17 protein-coding genes are annotated in these 20,004 nt (G+C 63.9%); 10 read left to right on the top strand and 7 right to left on the bottom strand.

All coding sequences use genetic code 11. From position 1 onward, the window contains the following. Positions 1–86: 86 nt before the first annotated feature. Positions 87–749, bottom strand: a complete 663-nt coding sequence (locus tag INT40_RS19515) for a TetR/AcrR family transcriptional regulator (protein ID WP_096158891.1) — start codon at positions 747–749, stop codon at positions 87–89. 346 nt (positions 750–1,095) lie between these two features. On the opposite strand from INT40_RS19515, the gene INT40_RS19510 reads away from it, so the two are divergent. Beyond that, on the top strand, positions 1,096–1,677 hold the full coding sequence (locus INT40_RS19510; RefSeq protein WP_193071109.1) for an NADPH-dependent FMN reductase: 582 nt from the start codon (positions 1,096–1,098) through the stop codon (positions 1,675–1,677). Between the two features lie 159 nt (positions 1,678–1,836). After that, the gene (locus INT40_RS19505; protein ID WP_193071110.1) at positions 1,837–2,598 is read left to right on the top strand and encodes a 3-hydroxyacyl-CoA dehydrogenase; all 762 of its coding nucleotides are present in this window, start codon (positions 1,837–1,839) and stop codon (positions 2,596–2,598) included. Positions 2,599–2,619: 21 nt separating this feature from the next. On the opposite strand, the gene INT40_RS19500 is transcribed toward INT40_RS19505, so the two are convergent. The 4 genes from INT40_RS19500 to INT40_RS19485 form a co-directional block, all read right to left on the bottom strand. Then, positions 2,620–3,288 (bottom strand): response regulator, encoded by a 669-nt coding sequence (locus INT40_RS19500; protein WP_096157655.1) that lies wholly within the window; start codon positions 3,286–3,288, stop codon positions 2,620–2,622. Then, positions 3,285–4,655, bottom strand: coding sequence for a sensor histidine kinase (locus INT40_RS19495; RefSeq protein WP_193071111.1), 1,371 nt, complete (start codon positions 4,653–4,655; stop codon positions 3,285–3,287). Before INT40_RS19495 ends, INT40_RS19500 begins: the two co-directional genes overlap by 4 nt. Positions 4,656–4,761: 106 nt before the next feature. Next, positions 4,762–6,804: a sensor histidine kinase gene (locus tag INT40_RS19490; RefSeq protein WP_193071112.1), complete on the bottom strand. Its 2,043-nt coding sequence runs from the start codon at positions 6,802–6,804 to the stop codon at positions 4,762–4,764. Continuing rightward, complete coding sequence (locus INT40_RS19485; RefSeq protein ID WP_193071113.1) at positions 6,801–7,730, bottom strand: hypothetical protein; 930 nt, start codon at positions 7,728–7,730, stop codon at positions 6,801–6,803. Before INT40_RS19485 ends, INT40_RS19490 begins: the two co-directional genes overlap by 4 nt. Before the next feature lie 168 nt (positions 7,731–7,898). On the opposite strand from INT40_RS19485, the gene INT40_RS19480 reads away from it, so the two are divergent. Further along, positions 7,899–8,660, top strand: a complete 762-nt coding sequence (locus INT40_RS19480) for a response regulator (protein WP_226829843.1) — start codon at positions 7,899–7,901, stop codon at positions 8,658–8,660. A gap of 53 nt (positions 8,661–8,713) precedes the next feature. Here INT40_RS19480 and INT40_RS19475 read toward each other — a convergent pair whose 3' ends face one another. Continuing rightward, a complete protein-coding gene (locus tag INT40_RS19475) occupies positions 8,714–9,748 on the bottom strand; it encodes a nitronate monooxygenase (protein WP_193071114.1) in 1,035 nt (344 codons plus the stop codon). 301 nt (positions 9,749–10,049) lie between these two features. Here INT40_RS19475 and INT40_RS19470 point away from each other — a divergent pair, with 301 nt between their 5' ends. From INT40_RS19470 to INT40_RS19445, 6 genes are all read left to right on the top strand, one after another. After that, positions 10,050–11,615, top strand: a complete 1,566-nt coding sequence (locus tag INT40_RS19470; RefSeq protein WP_193071115.1) for an acyltransferase family protein — start codon at positions 10,050–10,052, stop codon at positions 11,613–11,615. A 556-nt stretch (positions 11,616–12,171) separates the two neighbouring features. After that, positions 12,172–13,434, top strand: coding sequence for a trans-sulfuration enzyme family protein (locus tag INT40_RS19465; protein WP_101571370.1), 1,263 nt, complete (start codon positions 12,172–12,174; stop codon positions 13,432–13,434). Positions 13,435–13,638: 204 nt separating this feature from the next. Then, a complete protein-coding gene (locus INT40_RS19460; RefSeq protein WP_193071116.1) occupies positions 13,639–15,579 on the top strand; it encodes a histidine kinase in 1,941 nt (646 codons plus the stop codon). After that, positions 15,567–16,211, top strand: a complete 645-nt coding sequence (locus tag INT40_RS19455) for a response regulator transcription factor (RefSeq protein WP_009881760.1) — start codon at positions 15,567–15,569, stop codon at positions 16,209–16,211. The genes INT40_RS19460 and INT40_RS19455 overlap by 13 nt, the downstream gene beginning before the upstream one ends. Before the next feature lies 1 nt (position 16,212). Then, entirely contained in the window at positions 16,213–17,151 is a 939-nt protein-coding gene (locus INT40_RS19450; RefSeq protein WP_101571366.1) for a hypothetical protein, read from the top strand. 161 nt (positions 17,152–17,312) lie between these two features. Further along, entirely contained in the window at positions 17,313–18,104 is a 792-nt protein-coding gene (locus tag INT40_RS19445) for an SDR family oxidoreductase (protein WP_193071117.1), read from the top strand. 4 nt (positions 18,105–18,108) lie between these two features. Here the strand turns inward: INT40_RS19445 and INT40_RS19440 are convergent, their stop codons facing one another. Further along, positions 18,109–19,050: an amidohydrolase family protein gene (locus tag INT40_RS19440; protein WP_193071118.1), complete on the bottom strand. Its 942-nt coding sequence runs from the start codon at positions 19,048–19,050 to the stop codon at positions 18,109–18,111. A gap of 81 nt (positions 19,051–19,131) precedes the next feature. Between INT40_RS19440 and INT40_RS19435 the strand changes: the two genes are divergently transcribed. After that, a complete protein-coding gene (locus tag INT40_RS19435; protein ID WP_193071119.1) occupies positions 19,132–19,953 on the top strand; it encodes a DUF402 domain-containing protein in 822 nt (273 codons plus the stop codon). Positions 19,954–20,004 lie beyond the last annotated feature (51 nt).

Below are 20,004 nucleotides of genomic sequence, written 5' to 3'. Positions count from 1 at the left end.
TACCCGAAGGTGCTAATTACGCGCGGCGCCGCGCGTAATTAGCACCTTCGGGTATCTGCAGTGAGGTTGTTGACGCTGCGGAGCGCTCAGTCCTTGTCGTCGGAGATGAAGTCGAGCATGCCCGCCTGGTTGATCGGCAGCGCCATCAGATGGTCAAGTTCTTCGGGGCTGGGATCGAGGCCTAGCATGCGCAGCGAATACTGAGTGAAGTCTCGTTCGATGACATCGGGTGTCAGGTCGCCGGTGGGTCGGTACCAGAGCGAGAGCGAATTGCAGATCGAGTGGATCGCACGAGTCACGAGCTGAGCACTGTTGACGTGGAATGTTCCTGCGTCGATGCCTGATTGGACGATGTCGCCCATGATGACTCGCGCCTCGTGCTGGAGTTCCTTGACGCGGGCGGCGTTGTCACCGGTCAGTCGCTCAGTGTCGCGCAGCAGCACTGTGGACACCGATACGTTTTCCATGCGGTAGCGGGACAGGTAGCGCACGGCCACGGTTAGCTGCTCGGTTGGGTCGTCACCCACCTCGGCGATGACGGCTCGGCTGTGCTCGCTGTACCAAGTGTAGGCCGTGTGCACGAGCTCGTACAGTGCTTCCTGTTTGGACGGGAAGTAGTAGTAAAGTGCGGACAGGCTCAGCCCGGCCGCCTGCGCAATATCGCGGATGGATGCGCCGTCGAATCCCTTTGCCGCGAAGGTGTCCCGAGCCGAGCGGAGGATATTGTTGCGGCCGTTGGTTGATCTCACGGTGCCTGTGCTTCCTGTCGGTCGGATATCGAACAATCTTTCACTTGCCAACCGAGAATACATGACGTTGCCCTGTCAATGGCCGTTTCCGGCCAGAATTCGGGGATCCCTGGTTTGTCGAAGGACGTGTTTCCACTGATCGCCAGACGTCCGCCTATCCCGGGCCGTCGTCTGGTCCGCCCCGGACGGTCATGTGAAAGTAACGGCGATCACTCCACGAATCGGGAATGATTGACGGTTCAATCATGTTGAGCAGGTGTGAGTCGCACGGCGGGAGACTGCCAGTGCCGATCACCTGAAACCAGCATCACTGACATTGCACCCTATGAACTAGCTGAGGACGAACATGCTCAACATCGCCATCATTCCTGGAACCTCGCGCCCGCAGGCACTCAACCCGCAGATCGTCTCCTGGGCCAAGGACCAGTTGGCCGGCCGCGAGGACGTGCGCGCCGAGGTCGTCGACTTCGGTGACTTCAACCTGCCGCTGCTCGATGAGGTCATTCCGGCCGGCGCGAACATGTACGAGAACGACCACACCAAGGCCTGGGGTGCCAAGCTCGCCGAGTTCGACGCATTCATCTTCGTCACCCCTGAGTACAACCACTCGATCTCCGGATCGCTGAAGAACGCCCTGGACTTCGTGGCCAGCGAGTTCAACCACAAGGTCGCCGGAATCGTGAACTACGGCGCCGACAAGGGTGTGCGTGCCGCCGAGCACCTGCGCCACATCCTCGCCAACTACAAGCTCGCCGTGGTCCGCGACCAGGCCTCTTTCAGCCTCTTCACCGATTTCTCCGACGGCACCTTCACCCCGACCGAGGTCTCCGCGGCCCCGTTCGCATCGATGGTGTCCGACCTTGTGAGCTGGGGCGAAGCCTTGAAATCCGTGCGTGAGGATGCGGCTTCCGAGGATCAGGCTGCCTGACCGTCATCAGCGCACACTGCGGATGAGGCAGCGCCTCCTCAGCAGCTGACACGTCCGAAGCCCGCCGCACCCGATGGTCGGCGGGCTTCGTCGTGCCCACAGCCCTGCGTTAAAGTCGAAGCAACTCAAACTTTCACTTCAGTGATGCGAAGGATACTCATGGATCTCAACAACACAGTCGCACTCGTCACCGGTGGAGCCTCCGGGCTCGGTCGCGCCACCACGGAACGGCTCTTGGCCGCCGGCGCCCAGGTCGTCATGGTCGATCTCAACGCCGAGGTGGGTCAGCAGGTGGCCACAGAACTCGGCGAGCGCGCCCATTTCGTCTCCGCCGATGTCACCAACGAAGAGCAGGTTCAGGCGGCCGTCGACACGGCGACGGGCCTCGGCCAGCTGCGCGTGGTCGTCAACTGCGCGGGCGTCGCGACCCCCGGCAAGCTCGTCTCACGTAAGGGACCGCTGGCCTTGGATGCGTTTTCGAAGGTGCTCAACATCAATGTCGTCGGCACCGTCAACGTGTGCCGCCTGGCCGCGGCCGCAATGCAGGCCCAGGAGAGCGCCGGTGAAGAACGCGGTGTCATCGTCAACACCGCCTCGGTCGCGGCCTTTGACGGTCAGATCGGACAGATCGCCTACTCCGCGTCGAAGGGCGCCATCGCCTCGGTGACCCTGCCGATGGCACGCGAACTCGCATCCTCACAGATCCGCGTGGTGACGATCGCGCCAGGCATCTTCGAGACCCCGATGATGGCCGGTCTGCCCGAAGAGGCCCAGGAGTCCCTGGCGAAGTCGATTCCCCACCCCTCTCGACTGGGCAAGCCAGCCGAGTACGCGCAGCTCGTCGAGTCGATCGTCGCCAATCCGATGCTCAACGGCGAGACCATTCGCCTCGACGGCGCCATCCGCATGGCCCCGAAATGATCTGAGTCCGTCCCTCGAGGCTCAGCGCCGTTCGTTGACGAGCAGGGCCAATTGCACGCGGGTGCTGACGTCGAGTTTGTAGAAGATGCGCGCCAGGTGGGTCTTCACCGTGGCCGTGGAGACGAACAGCGCCCGCGCCACCTGTGCATTCGTCATCCCCTGAGCGACCGCCTCGGCGATCTCCCGTTCTCGTGTGGTCAGGGGCTCCAGGGGATCAGGTCCGATCGGGGTGCTGTTCCAATTCGAAGCACCAGCCACCCCTGTCGCCGAGGTGGTGTCACGTCCCAGCAGGGACTCGACCGCACTTGGTGACAAGGTTCGTGTGCCGTTCGCGGCTGCCCGAACCGCGTGGATGAGATCTTCTGGCGGAGTGTCCTTGAGGATGTAGCCGGCCGCTCCCGAGCGCAGTGCCTGAAGCACGAATTCGTCGGTGCCGAAGGCCGTGAGGATGAGAACCTCCGGATGAAGAGTCTGAGCCATGAGGGCACGGGTGGCCTCGAGTCCGTCCATGACCGGCATGCGGATGTCCATGAGGATGAGGTCTGGACTCAGCTCTCGGGCGAGCTCGATGGCCTCGGCACCGTTGGCCGCCTCGGCGATGATATCGATGTCATCGGCCGCGCCGAGGAGCAGGCGCAGACCTGAGCGCATGAGGGACTCGTCGTCGGCGATGATCGTTCTGATGCTCATGCGCTGATCTCTTCCGTGTTCTGGACGGGGATGCGAGCTCGCAGTTCGAAGTCAGGATAGTGGCTGACCTCGAGGTCACCGCCCATCGCCTCCACTCTCTCCTTGATGCCCAGAATCCCCAGGCCGGAGCCGGCGATGTACTGCTTGCGGTGGGGTTCGCCGTGTGCCGGGGCGCCGAGGAGGCTGTCCGGGTAGTGATTGTGCGCGGTCATCGTGATATATCGAACGGCGTCATCGCCCTCGTCGCCGATGGTGATGGTGAGCATCTCACCGAGCGCGTGTTTGAGGGCATTGGTCATGGTCTCTTGGACGAAGCGGTAGATCGTCATTCGTTCGAGGCTGCCCAGGGCGTGCAGTGATTCGGAGGTGAGCGGTTCGGAGTAGATCAGGGTCACCGACTCCGGGCGGTCGGCGACGAGGCGGTTGAGATCGGGGTCGATCACTGTGCCTTGGTCGTCTCCGCGCAGCATCGTCAGAACCTCTCGCAGCTCGATTCCCGAGCGGCGGGCGCTGCTGGCGATGAGTCGGGCGCTTTCGTGGACGGACTCGGGGTCGAGGTCTCGCCTGACGGAGAGTGCACCGGAGTACATGGCGATCACGCTGAGGTGGTGCGAGAGGGAGTCGTGCATGTCGCGGGCGATGCCGCGCCGCACCTCAGCGACGGCACGGTCCTGGCGCGAGCGTTCGCGCAGAAGCGTCTGCGCGGCGGTGTCGATGAGCCCTTGTTCGCGGGATCCGCGGATGACGCCGATGACGACGATCATTGCGTAGACGGTTCCGTTGACGAGGAACAGTGGAAGTTCGAAGGCTCCGACCGCCGTCGGGGTGAGCGTGTACGTCAGGCCCTGGGAGATGATCGCGGCAGCGAGGCAGGTGAAGTCGAGTGACCAGCTGCGTCGAGACGTGAGGGTGATGAGGATGAGCAGTCCGGCGAATGCACCGAGGACGCCGATCGTACCGGTGACGATGCCGAGGAATCCGACCGACACCGGAACCCAGCCGCCGGGCCGACGCTGCAGGGATTCTACGGAGCCGTCCGAGGCGAGGAATTCTACGCCGCCGCGACCAGTGTTCGTGAGGAAATCGCGCAGCTTTTCGGCCGCAATCACCTTGGGGCGCAGTGATCTGCGGGGGATCGTCCGTCCGTCGAAGGCAAGGACGATGGGCAGGCAGGCCAAAGAGATGAGGCCGAAGAGGATATGGATGAACAGTTCGGCACTGAGCGCTCCGGTGCGGGCACCCGCCTCCTCGAAATCCGGCCATTCGGTACTGACGATGACGATGAGCGCGAACACGCCGATGGCCGTCGAGATGCCCGTCCAGAGGAGGGTATGGGTCAGGGCGCGCCGGTCGGGTCGAAGTCTCACTCTTCGAGGCTACCGCTCACGCTCGCTTGACGCTGTCGCCCGAAAGGATGAGATCAACCGCCCGGATGGCCAACGGCCCTCGCCGACTCCCATCCGCCCCGAGGCTTCAGTCCGCGGGCAAGGTCGCGAGTACCTCGAAACCGCTGTCGATAGTCGGGCCCACGTGCAGTGTTCCGCCGAGGGCCTCGACCCTCTCGCGCATGCCTTTGAGGCCGAATCCACCGCTGAGGTGGCCCGCAGCGGGGTTGTCCCGATCGGGTTCGGGCCGGTCTGATCGGTGCCGGTCCGGCGCCCCATTGACCACGGCCACCCACAGCTGCGAGTCATCGGTGCGAACGGATACCCTCACTGGTGCACCGGGAGCATGGCGCAGAGCATTCGACAGGGCCTCCTGGACGAGGCGGAAGGCGGTCAGCCCGGTGGTCGGGTGCAGGGGGAGCGGAGCTGCGGGGAAGTCGAGTTCCACCTCGGCGCCCGAACCGCGCGTGGCCTCGACGAGGTCGGGAATGTCATCGATCATCGGCTGCGGAGCCAGATCGGCATCACGGCCACCGCGCAGAATCGCCAGCAGACCGCGCATCTCATTGAGCGCCTGTCGAGCGGAGCCGGCGATCGAGTCGAACTCCTCAACGCTTCGGGTATCGAGTTCGGGCAGTCGGTAGCGAGCCGTGGTTGCCTGGACGCTGATGACGGACATGCTGTGAGCGACGACGTCATGGAGCTCCTGTGCGATCCTGTTGCGTTCCTCGAGCTCTTGACGCTTGGCCAGCTCCTCGGCACTGAGCTGTCGCTCAGTGGCCAGCTGAGTGCGACCGCGAATCCACAGATTGCCGATCACCGCGACGATCGAGATCCCTGCAGTGAGCGAGACCGTCGTGATGACGTTCGCCAGCGCCCCCGACAGCCCACCCGCATGGGGCATGGTCAGGCTCAGCACGCCCAGCGCCGTCGACAGCGACCACAGGATGACGAGGTGGTACCAGCTGTGGCGCAGGCCGATGATGAGGTGGAGGAAGAGCAGTGAGAGGATCGACGTCGCCGTCCACGGCCACACCAGCCCGGTCGTATCCGCGGTGAGCACGATTCCAGCCGTTGCAGAGGCCAGCCCGACGATGATCGCGGTGACCGGTCTGCGCACGGCGAGCACCAGGGCGCCGCTCTGGCCGAGGGCGACGAGCATCGCAATGACGGTCGACGATTCATACAGCGCTGCAGTCACTGGCCATCCGACGGCCACGAGCACCACGCCGACGAAGATGCTGAGCAGCCAGAACCAGCCCTCGCCGGCGGCCCGTGTCAGGAACGAGTTGGCTGCCGGCAACCCCAGAGCTCTCGATCCCGAGGAAGTCGCCGTGGCGGTCCCGTCGGGAGCGTGGCTCGTGGAGTCACCGGTTCGTGCTTTTCCCACCGAGGTCACCTCATCGTGGCCGGGCGCCAGCCCTGCCGTGATCGCTGCGATCTCCAACCGGGCCATGGCATGCAGGACGAAGGGGAAGGTGACGAGGAGGATGAGTCCCGCGATGAACTGGAAGGTCGCCTCAGCGCCGAATCCCAGAGCCACCACGGAGGTGTCGTTCCACCATGCTGCGATGAAGCTGATGAGATCGGTGTTGTCGTTGGGAAGGAAGCGTCCCCAGATGAAGTAGGTCATCCCGCCCAGGGCACCGAAGAACCAGGGGATCACCACGGAGAAGGTGAAGAGCCGGATGGGCAGGGCGAAGACGGCTTCGAACAGCAGGTCGAGCCAGCGCCGTCCTTCGGCCATGACACCGAACCACCCGCTGATTCCGTGTCCACGGGGACGACGGACCACCTCGGCGATGGGGGCTCCCCACTGCCGGGCGCGGGCCCGGGAGAGGTTCGCGAACCCGGTCGCGACGTAGAGAGTCACAGGCAGGAGCAGGGCGCCTATCCAGATGACGATGGTGGAGATTGAGACCGAGAACATCGTGATGAGTACGACGAACCCGATGAGGGAGACGAAGAATCCGGGGAGGACGAGGATGGCGTCCCGGCCCAGGTTGTGCCACATCCGCGACCACCATGACCGGGTCTGCGGCGGCGTATCTGGGGGACGGGGCACGTTCTCAGAATACGTGCTCGGCCACGAAGGCGCATCAGTGTATGAGGATTCGAGGGTTTGGTTCATGATCGGATTCCTTGGCTGTTGTGAGCCGGTGTTCGCGACTCTGGTGAGAGGTGTGCGGGACCGTCTGCTGAGATGCGCCCTGTGGGGACCGATTTCGATTCGAGGACGCGGGGATGGAACTGCGAGAGCATCCAGACTCCGGCGATCCCACCACCGGCGGCGAGCAGCAGCAGGCCGATGGCCATGGGGGTGAGGCCCGCGTACTCGCCGAAGAAGGCTGCGCCGATGACCACCGCCACGATCGGGTCGATGACGGTCAGCCCCGCGAGCACCGTCTCTGGAGGACCAGAGGCGTAGGCGGTCTGGACCAGCCAGAATCCCACCGCCGAGGCGAGGGCCACGGCTGCCAGCAACATCCACCACTGCGAGTCCGATGTTCCGAAATCGGGCAGGCCCTCGGTCACGACGGTCCTGGCGAGGACGTGGGTCGCAGCGGCGACGGTGCCGAAGATGATGCCGGTCATGATGACTCGTGGAATGTGCCCGGCACGACTGAGCGCGAAGAGTGCGCCGAAGAGGCTGAGAGCGACGAGGAGCGCCAGCAGCCAGGTCAGCGATTCCTCGGTGGCGACGAGTTCGTGGGAGAACTGCGCCGAGGTGGTCACGAAGGCGAAAATCGAGAACATCGTCACCCCGATGCTGATGAGCAGTGGGGCGCCGAGCTGCAGGCCGAAGTACCGGCGGCTGATGAGCGCGGCGAAGACGAGGGAGATCGCGCCGATGGGTTGGACGATGGCAACAGGGCCGAGTCCCAGAGCGATGACGTTGAGGACGGTCACCATGCCCATCAGCCCCAGGCCGGTGACCCAGGTTGCCCGACGTTTGGGCCCGGGTGTCATGGTGGCGACGGCGTACTGCTGGAAGTGCGTGCCGAGTGCCAAGCAGAAGGCTGCGAGCGTGGCGAGTATTATCGCGGTGATGATCATGGTGTGCACGCTAAGGACCCGGTGTCATGGGGCGCATCATACGAAGGAGTGATTGTGCTGACGGAGGAGTGCTACTTGAGGATGAAATCGGCGCAGGCAGGGAGCCGTTGGCTTGATTTCACTGGTTTTTGAGGGGCTCTGGCAGTGCGGGTCGGGTAGCGTAAGAGCATGCCAGAAGCAGGAGCGTCAGGTCCGAGTCCGACACCGCGCCCAACGCCGAGTCCCGCGCCGGGATCGATTGCGCGCGACGGTGTGCCGCCGCCCTCGTCCGAGACGACGCGGGTCGCCATCGTTGATGACCAGGCCATGGTTCGCCAGGGGTTCGGAGCCCTTCTCGATGCGCAGCCGGACATGAGTGTCGTCGGCAGTGCTGAGGACGGTTCGCAGGTCGTCGACCTCGTGCGCAGAACCTCGCCCGACGTCATCCTCATGGACATCCGTATGCCGAAGCTCAACGGTCTCGATGCCACCCGCGCGGTGTTCTCGATGCCGGGGGACCACCCGAAGGTCATCATGCTCACCACCTTCGATGCCGATGAGTACGTGTTCTCGGCACTGCGCGCGGGAGCGAGCGGGTTTCTGCTCAAGGACGCCACAGCAGAAGACATGATCACCGCTGTGCGCGTGGTCGCCGACGGCCAGTCGCTCTTGGCGCCGTCCGTGACCCGCCGCCTCATCTCCGAGTACGTGAGCGGGCCCAGAGTCACCAAGGACACAGCCGTGCTCGGGCAGCTGACCGACCGTGAGATCGACGTCATGACGCTGGTGGCCAAGGGGCATGCCAACGCCGAGGTGGCTGCGCACCTGTTCCTGGCCGAGCAGACCGTGAAGACCCACGTGTCCCGGATCCTGTCGAAGCTGGGACTGCGCGATCGCACTCAGATCGTCGTCGCCGCCTACGAATCGGGTCTGGTCATCGCCGGCAGCTGAGCGCAGCAGCGTCGGACCTCGGACGGCAGGGCCGCCGCGAGGAGAGCGGGTGCCTAGTTCCGGGTGAAGGGGGCGCCGAGCTCTTTGACGATCGTCTCCGCTGAGCATGTCTGGGCGCTGCGATAGCCGGTGCCGGCCCACAGGTGCAGGCCGTGCGGGTCATCATCCTTCTTCGCCTGGGCGCGGAATGACTTCGTCAGGTGATGAAGAGCCGGGTAAGCATCGACCGCGATCGGATCGAACTTCCGTACAAAGTCATTGACCAGCGCACGAGCTGGTCGGCCGGTGAATGCCCTGGTCAGCTGTGTCTCGTCGAAGTCCGCGGACTGCAGGGCCGCCCGATGAGTCGGCGCAGTGCCTGCCTCATCGCTCAGCAGCAGAAGAGTGCCCACGACCACGGCGCTCGCCCCAGCCTGCAGCAGCTCGTCGACAGACTCCTGGCTGTCGACTCCACCTCCGGCAGCCAGCGGCAGATTCACCTCGGCGAGGACATCTTTCACGAGATCGACGGTGGCCCGATCCTCGATGGACCGTGTCGGATCGGCGGTGCCCGAGTGCCCGCCGGCGCGGGGGCCCTGAACGATGAGGGCGTCAACGCCGCGGTCGGCAGCGGTGCGCGCCTCGGCGGCGGTCGTCACGGTGGCCACGACCTGAGTGCCGACGGAATGGAGACGATCGACCACCTCGGCGGTGGGGATGTTGAACGTCATCGACACCAGGGGCACGGGGTTGTCGACGAGGTAGTCGACCTTGTCGGTGTAATGATCGTCGTCATCAACGGGCTCGGGATCGATGGCGACGCCGCGATCGGCGGCAATGGGCTCGAGTGCCGAGACGAAGGCGTCGAAGGCACCGCGATCGATGGGCACAGAGTTCGGGGCGAAGAGATTGACGCCGAAGTTCTCGGTCGTCTCCCGCATGCGCTCGACCAGAGGGGCCAACGCTTCGGCGCTGAGATAACCGCCGGCCACGAAGGGGAATCCGCCGGCACGGGCGACCGCGGCTGCGAGCTCGGGCGTCGTCGTTCCGCCCGCCATCGGGGCTCCGATGATGGGCAGGTCGGTGGTCTCGAAGGCGATCGTCGTCATCGTTGCGCACTCCTCAATAGGACGTTCCTCAATAGGACGTTCGGGACGAGTCGGGTCCCTGAGCTGGTGATGCTCTCGTTGCCATTCTTACACTCACCGTGGGCCGAGGCTCTCGGGGCGGGGTCGATGAGGGTACGGAGTCGGAGCGCCCAGACTCACCCGAAAGTAGTGCTCGGGCGGGCTCAGGTCGGAACTCAGAGGTGATGTGTGGGCGGCGTTCGCGCCCATAGCTTCGGATGTATCGAACGACGAGCTCCGCACTCCGTGCAGTCAGCGGAGCTCAATCCGACAAGGAGCCGACATGTCACTGACCCTCAGCAGGCCGCCCGAGGCCGGGGCGAACCACCTGCCCATCCCGTCCAGCGGCACCACTGGTCGACCGCACCGGGACCGGGCGATCGATCTGATCCGCTTCGGCTGCCTCGTCGTCGTGGTGATCCTGCATTCGATGATGAGCGCAGCCGTGCTCGGAGCAGACGGTGACGTTATGCCCACGGTGGCGCTGCTGCATACCGCAGGCTTCACAGCCGCATCGTGGTTCTTCCAGATCATGCCGCTGTTCTTCTTCATCGGCGGATACGCCGCTATCAACGGATGGCGACGCACCCAAGCTACCGGAGGCACCTGGGCCGACTATATTCGTGCCCGTCTGCGCCGCCTCGTCATTCCGGTCGCCACCCTCATCGGCCTCGCCGGCGCAGGACTGTCGATCGCCTCTGAACTGGGAGTTCCCGCAGACCTGCTCGCCGAGGCGAGCACTCGCATCGGGCAGCCTCTGTGGTTCCTCGCCGTCTACGTCGGGCTGACCTCCCTGGTTCCCGTGGCGGTGCACTTTCACGCAAGGGCGCCGAAGCGGACGATCGCTGCGCTCGCCGGTGCTGTGATCGCGGTGGATAGTTTGGTCGCACTCACGGGAGTGACTGGACTGGGGTATCTCAACTTCCTCTTCGTATGGCCCCTGATTCAGCAGTTCGGCTTCTTCTACGCCGATGCCATTCATCGTCCCGTGCGGGCCTGGTCGGCCTGGACCGTGATGGTGCTGTCCCTGGTGAGCCTCGGATTGCTCGTCGAACTCGGGGTCTACAGCCCGAATATGCTCATCAACCTCAACCCACCGACCGGGGCCTTGGTGCTGCTGGGAGTGGCGCAGATGAGCGTCCTGCGGCTGAGCCATGCGCATCTCAACGAGATCGTGTCCGGTGGTTCGGATCGGACTACGGCCGGACACGAGTACCGTGCTCGCATCTGGGAGCGTGTCATCTCCTGGGGCAACTCCTACGGCATCCAGGTCTACCTGTGGCACATGCCGATCGTCATCACCCTCATCGGAGCTCTGGGCTACGCAGCTCAGCTGCTGTCTGGGGTGCAGGTGGGGGATGGACTCTCGGCGGCCGGGATCGTACTCCCTGAGATCGAATCGAATTGGTGGTGGCTGACTAGGCTGCCATGGCTGATCACGGTGATGGGGCTGGCTGCGGTTTTGGCCATGGCCATGTCGAAGGTCCCGTTTCCCAGCGAGGCGAGGTTGGCCAGATTCGGGAGTGCAGCGGCGAGGGTTGTGAGGGAGAGTTTCTCGACTTCCGAGGCTCGAGTCGAGTCCTCAGCTCTCGAAGTGAGCGAGGTTCCTGGTGCCGGTGAGCGCCTGTCGAGTCCAGTTCCTCGGGCACTCACCGCAGTCACTTTGGCAATGGGTGGCATCGCGATTGCGCTTCTCATCGGTATCGCTCCGCTGATCTGGACGCTCGTCTCTATCGCGGCGCTCCTGACTTCGCTAGTGCTGGCCGCCACCATGAAAGCGCAGATGCCAGCGGAGAGTGAATTGCCGACCGTGACGGATCGTGGCAGGGCGACGGCCAGCCTCGGCTGAGGCTGGCCAGCGCCGCCGCGTGTGCCCCTGCACGCGTCCTCAATGGCGAGGGAGACCGCACCTACGTGCGGCACAAACAATTCGCCGACTTCGCTCATCATGGTGACGAAGGCACCTCCGGGGCGCAGCTCCAGCGCGTCGATGCGGAGGGTGAGCGGTGTAGGAATCCACCACTTCGCCAGCTTGTCGGGATCCGTTGTGCCGGGTGCGAGACCGACAGCGGCTCTGCCGATTCTCCGACGCTTGCCGGTCCGTTGCCCGGGCGATGGACTACGAAGCGACGTGCGGGATCGGCAAGCCCAGTGAACATCGCATCGAGCTCATCCGAATACTGAGCCATGGAGTTCAGCATCCCAGGTGTGGTGTGACAGGCGTGATGACCTGAGCAGTTTATGTGCTCGAATGCATTCATGACGAATAGTGACGCCGGAAGACCGTCATATGACGACCAGTGACACCCGAGGTCATGACCGAAGCCGGCGCCCCGATGCTCCGCTCACACTGGTGATACTTCGGCAGCGAAGTCGAAGTGCCATCAGTGAAGGAAGGACCCGCCATGAGCATCACCCACATCGGAATCTCGACCCGTTCGGTGCATTCGGGTGCCAACCCTGAATCGCATACCGGTTCGGTTGTCGCCCCGATCTTCCAGACCTCGACCTTCATGATGGATACTCCGGGCCAGACCCGCGCCGGCTTCGACTACGCGCGAACCGGCACCCCGAATCGCAGCGACCTCGAACAGGTGCTGTGCGAACTCGAGAGCGCGAGTTTCGCAGCGGCAGTGAACTCCGGCACCTCGGCCGAGGTCGCGGTCTTCTCCGCATTGCTGGGTCCCGGCGACGAGATCATCATCCCCCGCGACATCTATGGCGGCACCTACCGGCTGCTGAAGAACGAGTACGAGCGCTGGGGCATCAGCATTCGCACCGTCGACCTCACCGACGCCGAGGCGCTGGCCGCCGCGATCTCGGAGAAGACCGCGATCGTGTGGGTCGAGACCCCAAGCAACCCAGGCCTCGACATCGTCGACATCGCGGAGACAGCCAAGCTGGCTCACGCCGCCAACGCGATCCTCGCCGTCGACTCCACCTTCGCCACCCCGATCCTCCAGCGGCCGATCGAGCTCGGCGCCGACGTCATCATCCACTCGACGACGAAGTTCATCAACGGCCACTCCGATGTCATCGGTGGAGCCGTCCTCGCCGGTGACGGCTCCACCTGTGCCCGTGCCGCCGAGGTGGTTCCTCGTCTCGAATCCCACCTCGCATCCGTGGGGTTGGGCATCGCCCCGTTCGACGCGTGGCTGACCCGGCGCGGCATCAAGACCCTGCCGGTGCGGATGGCCAAGCACTGCGAGAACGCACAGGCTGTGGCCGAATGGTTGGAAGCCCGCCCCGAGATCGCCGAGGTGCACTACCCAGGGCTGCCGTCACATCCCGGTCATGAGGTGGCGAAGAAGCAGATGAGCGGCTTCGGGGGAGTGGTCTCCTTCAGCACCGACACCGAGGCGCGTGCTCTGTCGCTGGTGCAGAGCACTGAACTTATCACCCTGGCCGAATCGCTCGGGGGAGTCGAGTCCCTCATCGACCATCCGGCGACCATGACTCATCTGGCGGTTGCAGACTGCGAACTCAGCGTCTCGCCGACGTTCATCCGGCTGTCCCTGGGTATCGAGGATATCGCCGATATCCTCGCCGACCTCGAGTCAGCGCTCGCCGCGACGGCAGAGATTCCGGATGGTGTGAGATCTGGCGTGGAGGCTTCGGCATCGGCCCACTCACCGTCAGCTCTTGAACACCCTGTTGCAGTGGTATGAGTTGAGGCTTGCAGTTCCGCTCACCGGACCAGTGGTCGCGCGTGGATGTGCAGGCGCGGATCATGGTGGGTCGTGCTGGGGCGGCGTTGGTGCCCGAGAGTGCGCTGCGTGTGTGCGTGCTCACGTGGTGTGGGGGAAAACCCGATGCTGGGTAGGTGGTCAACGTGCTGTCGGCGGCGCGCGGACTCCCGTAGCGTAATTGCTATGAGTGAGAACACCCCCACGAACCCGAATGAATCGGAGCCGCAGGGCGCCGATTCTTTGGAGTCCCAGACGCCAGAAGAAGCGCCGGAAGTGACACGAGAATCCGAGACGTCTTTCGGAGCCGAGGCAATTGTCAACGCGCCCCCGACCGCTGAGATCTCCGACGCGCCTGCGGCGACGGAGGCGGGACAGTTCCGGACAGCTCCCATGGACATGAACCTGCCCTTCAGCGCCGGTGCTGACGGGCAGTCGTCGGCGGGTAACTATCCGACACAGCAGAACACGCGGGCATACCCACAGACCCGCGTGATGAACACCAACCCACCGCAGGCACCCTCCTCGCAAGGGTCCTCGCAGCAATCACCCTCGCAGCACTCTTCTCAGGCGTATCCTCCCCAGCCGCCACATTTCTCAGGACCAGGCAATCTTCCGCATCCCGGCTACCAGCCGCGCACGTACGCCAGCCAGTACGGCCAGCACACTAACCATTACAATCAGCACCCCAACCAACATCCTGCGCCCGCAGCCGTGCCTGGACCCAACGGGCAGATGCCGATGCTCCCAATGCAGCCGATGCAACCACCTCGGCGAAAGAAGCCGAGGTCGGAGTATGTCACCTCCGCGCCCGTGACCGGCGCGATGCCGCTGACCCGCGACGCGGTCACCGAGATCCCGGCCGACGGGCCGATCGAATGGCCGAACAGGCGAGTCGGAATAGTCGGCGTCGCGAACCTCGTGCTCTCTGCCGTGATGGCGGTGGTCTGGGCCTGGATCCCACTCGGTCTGCTATTCACCGGTTTCGGCGGTATCTTCGCGCTCGGTCTCGGCGTACTCGCTCTCGTCGCCTGGGTCCTCGTCCAGCAGGGTGCGAACGTGTTCGAACGCTACCGGGCTGAACTCATCTACGGTGATCGCATCCCGGTTCCGAAGATCGCGCGCAGCACCCGCGAATCAGGTTTCGGCCGCTTCTTCCACAACCGCTGGCTCCACGTGAAGTCCGGCTCGTTCTGGCGCTCGACCGCCCACCACTATGTGAAGATGCTGCTCGGTGCGATCGTCGTATTCGGCACCATCGCAGGCATCTGCGGGGCAATCATCGGCATCTTCAGTGCCATCAATCCTGAGGGCATCACCGACTTCTTCTTCCGTGGGACCACTGGCGGACTGGGACGCATCGGCGTTGCCATCGGCTCCCTCATCGTCCTCGCCAGCTCCGTGGCTATCCTCTGGTTCGCCCCGTACCTCGACAGGGCACTCGACCGCAGCCTCCTCCCACCCGCACGGACTGCTGCTCTGCAGGCCGAGGTCACCGATCTCGACCGGGCCCGCATGGCCGGGATCGAGGCCGCCGGTGCAGAGCGTCTGCGCATCGAACGTGACCTCCACGATGGAGCACAGCCCCGGCTGGTCGCCCTGAGCATGACTTTGGGCATGGCGAAATCGAAGATCGACACCGACCCCGAACGGGCCAAGGAGCTGGTCTCCGAAGCCCACGCCGAGGCGAAGGGTATCGTCAATGAGCTGCGTCAGTTGGCGCGGGGGATCCACCCCGCAGTGCTCACCGACCGCGGTCTCGACGCGGCTGTCTCCGCTCTGGCCGGACGCTCGACGATCCCCGTCGAGGTTGATGTCCGCCTGGCCGGACGCATCGACCGAGAGGCCGAAGCTGTGGCGTACTTCGTCGTCGCCGAATGCCTGACCAACATCACCAAGCATTCGGGTGCGACACATGCCCGTGTCTTCATCGCCCCGATCGAGACCGGAGTCCAGATCGTCGTCACCGACAACGGTCAGGGTGGTGCGCGCATCGACCGTTCAGGCCGTCACACCGGGATCGCCGGATTGGTCGATCGTGTCGAAGCCGCTCGTGGGACACTGAACCTGACCAGCCCCGCAGGTGGGCCAACTACTGTCGTTGTGGAGGTGCCATGCGCATCGTAATTGCCGAAGACTCTGCCATCTTGCGAGCCGGACTCGAGAGGCTTCTGGTCGATGCCGGGCACGAAGTGATCGCCGCCGTCCCCGATGCCAACGAGCTCCTCGCGACAGTTCACAACACTCCGCCGGATCTTGCCATCATCGACGTGCGCATGCCGCCGACATTCACCGACGAGGGCATCCGCGCCGCAGTCCTCATCCGCAAACAGAACCCTGACGTCAAGGTGCTCGTCTTCAGCCAGTATGTGGAGGAGCAGTACGCATCCGAACTCATCGCAGAGAACACCGGCGGCTTCGGATATCTGCTCAAGGACCGCGTCGCCGATGTCGAGGATTTCCTCGCAGCCGTCGACGAGGTCGCCTCCGGCGGCACCGTCCTCGACCCGGAGGTCGTCTCGCAGATCCTCGTGCGCACCCGCAAGAAGGACGGGCTGTCCACGCTGAGCCCGCGCGAGCTCGAAGTCCTCCAGCTCATGGCCGAAGGCAAATCGAATGCGGCGATCGCCCGCACCCTCTACCTCAGCGCGGGAGCGGTTGAAAAGCACATCAGTTCGGTCTTCACCAAGTTCGGTCTCACGGCCGACACCTCGGACAATCGACGGATCCTCGCCGTCCTCACATTCCTCGGAGCCTAGAATGCCTGCCACAGTCCACGTCAGCGAATCCACCCGCACGAGCCTGCGCGTGATCATCACGATCGCCGCTCTCGTCGTCCTCCTCGTGCCCATCGCCTTCAGCGTCGCGCATGGAGCCTCACGACTGAACTACACGAAGCTCGAAGTCACGGAGCCGCTGTCGACCTCCATCACGGATCTGAAGTTCGACCTCGACACCAGTGCTTCGGTGGTCGTCAAGACCAGCGACACGGATCAGCCCTCCGTCAGGCTCAACGCCACCGGGCCCCGTGATGAGATACCGAAGCTTCAGGTGAGAAAGTCCGGCCCCGCCTCGACCATCTCTGTGGACGATCACAAACAGCTCGAGAACTCCCAGATCGAGGTCATCCTCCCCGCCGAGACTTCGAAGAAGATGAAGCTTGACTTCAAGGGCGGCTTCGGCGCCATCAACATTGCGGGTGACTACCAGGAGATCGTCGCAAAGACAGACGGAGGGTCTGTTGAGGTAAGCGGTTCGGCAGAGTCCGTGCAGACTTCGACGGACTACGGGATGACGGAACTGAGCGGAACTTTCGGCACCGTCGAATCCAAGACCGGGGTGGGCACCATCAACGGCACGAACCTCAATGTTCGTGAACACGTCGACGCCGTGACCTCGACGGGGACGATCGACCTCGACTTCTCCAATGACACGGTTCCGATGTCTGGCATCGTGGCCAAGGCCGATGAGGGCACGATCGACCTCCGGCTGCCGCGTCTGGACCTGGCACAGGAGAAGATGGACGCCAAGGACCTCTTCTATCGCATCAACGCGAACTCGAATCAGGGCGGCGTCGATCTGGCCAAGGATCTCAAGAAGTACGATGCCTCGAAGAATTCCAAAGATGACGAGGACAAGACGATCATCCCGGTCGCGGTGAGTGCCGACACCGGCACGATCACCATCGAGCAGAACTAGCTCAAGCAGAGCCAGGCAGGACACAACCGGGGCCGCTGGAACTAGACTGGCACATAACGGTGCCCGTCGGTGCAACCGCCGGCGGGCACTGACCTTCGGTCTGTGGTCCGCTGGTCCTGCGACTCGAAGGCCGCCGATCCACCGACATCAGGGGATGAGACATGCAGATCACCGTTTATGGAGCCACAGGAACCTTCGGCAGCAGGCTCGTGGCACACCTGCGCGAACGTGATCACTCGGTGATCGCTGCCCACCGCGGCATCGGAGTCGACACCTACGCCGGCGAGGGAGTCACCGAGGCGGCCGAAGGCAGCGATGTCCTTGTCGACTGCGTCAATTACATGAGCAACAATCGGCACAAGGCCCTCGACTTCTTCTCCCGCAGCTCACGTTCGATCGCCCTGGCCGCTGCGGAGAATCCCGGTGCCGCGATGGTGTGTCTGTCCATTGCGTTTCGTCCCGAGGTCGCGAAGTCCAAACTGCTCGGCTACTACCAGGCCAAAGAACTGCAGGAGCGGGTCTATGGCAGGCTGGTCCCCGCCGATCAGCTGCTGATGTTCCGATCGACCCAATGGTTCGAACTTGTCGAGACGATGACGTTCAATGCAGGTCCGCTGGCGTTCGTTCCGAAGATGCGAGTCCAAGCTCTGGCCGCGGACGAAGCCGCACGAATGATGGCCGAGGCCATTGATGCTTCAGAGCGGGGCACCCTCGAAGTCGCCGGACCTGAGATCAGTGACTTTCCGACCATCGCCGGCAAGATCGCTGCGAGGAAGTCGACTGCAGATGCGACGGTGAGCGTCGGTGCACGCTCGCCCCGGCCCACGAAGATCGTTCCTATTCCGATCCCAGGTCCGATGTCTGCAGAAGGACTCATCCCCGATTCGCCGAGGCTGTCGGCCGTCACCATCGATGACTGGTTGCGAGAGAGCTCAGCACCACAGAACGACTGAGAGCTCAGCTTTCGAGGCCGAGGATCCTGGCACCGTTGTGCCACAGCACCGAACGCATCCAATCATCGCCGAGGCCCAGCCCGGCCAGCCCTGAGACCTGATCCGCATAGGGGTAGGGAATGTTCGGGAAGTCCGAGCCGAGGATGATCTTGTCCTGCAGATCAGCCAAGCGTTCACGGTAGCTCGGGTCCACCTCGGCGGGGGAAGAGAAGAACCCGGAGGCATACATCGTCGTATCCAGATGGACTCCGCTGTAGTCCTCGGCGAGCGTGGCGAAGGCGTCGTATTCGGGCATGCCCATGTGGGCGATGACGAACTGCAGGGACGGATAGCGTTCGAGCACATTCGCCACGGCCCGCGGCCCGGTGTAGGTCCCGGGCAACGGCTCGGAGCCGGCGTGGATGACGACGGGCACCTGCGCCTCGGCGAGTGCCGCCCATGCGCGGTCGAGTACGCGGTCATCGGGGGAGAAGCCGCCCACCTGGATGTGGACCTTGAACAGTCGGGCACCGGCCGCCAATGCCTCTGGGACGTAGTCGGCAGATTCCGGCTCGGCGTAGAGCGTTGCGCAGTGGATGACATCATCATGGGCGGCAGCGAAGTCACGGTTCCAGTCGTTGAGCCAAGCGGCCATGCCGGGTTTGTGCGGGTAGGTCAGGGCCGGGATAGCGCGAACACCCAGGTCACGTACGATCCGCAGGCGAGTCTCGGTGTCATAGCGGTAGTGGATGGGCCACGGGTAGCCGTAGCTGGACTCGGCGGCATCGAAGTACGCCCATACCTTGTCGAGGACATTCTGCGGCAGAAAGTGGATGTGGATGTCGGCAAGGCCGGGAATGCCAAGGGCCTCGAGGTAGGCCGGGATGTCGGCATCAGCGCATGGTGGTTCGATCGCGTCGCTGTGATCGACGGCATCATTGCGGTCGTGAGGTGTGAAGTCGTCCATACGCCCCACCCTAGACGGTGGGAGCTGAGCAGAATCAGGGGCATCCAGCGCCCACCCATGCCGCACGTTTAGACTGCCCCCATGAAGTTCACCGATCCCTACGAGATCGACGTCCCACCTGGCACTCGGCACGTGGGCGAAGGCCCATTCTGGAGGCCCGGTGAGACTGTGACCTGGTCATTTCGACGCTTCGACTTCGACCGGGACCATGCCGAGGTGCGCCGACCGATGCGTGTCATCGAGGACTCCGACGCCGGTGCTGTGCTGTGGATGGCAGGGGGCACGGAGACCGTCGACACGAGGATCGTAGGCTGGGAGGATTCCAATCCTCATGATGTGCCCCTGAAGGCTCGTTTCCGTCCCCTCGCCGAGGCGCCTCGACGTATCAGTGCTCCCGGCAGCTGGCGCGGACTCGGAGTGCTCAAAATCGTTCCGCCCCATGTTCCCTTCTCCGTGTGGGTCCTCCTCAAACCGGGAACGGAGGGAGCGGACTCTGGGGCGGCGGGATCGATCTCGGCACACTGGTACGTCAACCTCGAATCAACACATCGCCTCACGGATGACAGCTTGTTCACCAGCGATCACATCCTCGACATCACGTTCCCCGTCGACAGCATGCCGTTGCACAGTCCGGCCGGCCTCAACCCGAACGGGGCGGTGTTCAAAGACGTCGACGAGCTCGCCGCAGCGGCTGACTACGGTGCCTGGCCACGGGAGTGGTCGGACATCATTCGGAGCAATGGTGCGGAGCTGCTTGACCACCTCGGCGAGTTCACCTGGGCATTCGATCCGAAGTGGGAGACGATGGCACGGAAGCTTGTGTCCACGACGAGCTCGGATTCTTCGCGAAATCAGGAACATCAGCGGGTCCGAGGTGGTTGCTACAGCAAGGACTGGATCTAGCGCGTGTCCTGTAAGTGTTCGTGCCAGCGGCGTGGCTGCTATTCATCGGTC

Source organism: Brevibacterium sp. FME17, assembly GCF_014897515.1.
In the GTDB taxonomy this organism is placed as follows: domain Bacteria; phylum Actinomycetota; class Actinomycetes; order Actinomycetales; family Brevibacteriaceae; genus Brevibacterium.
The sequence above is the reverse complement of the archived record's forward strand: the minus strand, read 5'-3'. Positions and strand labels throughout refer to the sequence as shown.